The following is a 730-nucleotide window of genomic DNA, read 5'->3' on the forward strand; positions in this document are numbered from 1 at the left end:
ACAGTTTCGTATCTACCAGCACCAATCGGTGCCGCAGATCGTCGAGAGCATCCTGCGCAGCCGCCACGATTTTGAAGGCCAGGACTTCTTTTTCGACCTGCTGCGCGAGTACCCCAAGCGCGAGCAGGTGATGCAGTTCGGTGAAAGCGACCTGGGCTTTATCTCGCGGCTGCTGGCCGAGATCGGGATCTGGTACCACGTCACCAGCGACGAGCGCCTGGGCATCGACGTGGTGGAGTTGCACGACGCCCAACGTCACTATCAGTTCGACGTCGAACTGCCTTATCGACCGACCTGCGGCCTGAGCAGCAGCGCCCAGGACGCCGTCTGGCAACTGGAGACTCGCCACCAGGTGGTGGAACAACACGTTCACTTTCGTGCCTACGACCCACGTCAGGCCAACGCCTGGCTCAAGGGCGACGTGGACCAGAGCCGCGGGGCGAGCACTACCTACGGCGAGGCTTATCTGTACGCTGAACCGTATACCCAGCTGGGCGACGCCCTCGACCAGGACGAAGAGCTGCAAAGCGAAAGCGGCTTTTTCTACGCCCGCCTGCGCCACGAGCGTTACCTCAACGACCAGACGCAACTCAGCGGCATCAGCAGCAGCGCGACCCTGACCCCGGGCCAGGTCTTGAACATTTCCGGCGGTGCGCCCAAGGCCTTTGCCCCTGGCGCGCTGATCACTCACCTGAGCCTTAGCGCCGCCCGCGCCCGCAGCCTGGAGGTC

The 730-nt window shown here is 63.3% G+C and carries 1 protein-coding gene; it reads left to right on the forward strand.

The features are described from left to right. Positions 1-730, forward strand: a 730-nt coding sequence (gene vgrG, locus ACM6IP_RS24000) for a type VI secretion system tip protein VgrG (protein WP_414862409.1), incomplete at both ends; no start/stop codon positions are given.

It is taken from the genome of Pseudomonas sp. IT-P176, from assembly GCF_949767245.1.
Classification (GTDB): domain Bacteria; phylum Pseudomonadota; class Gammaproteobacteria; order Pseudomonadales; family Pseudomonadaceae; genus Aquipseudomonas.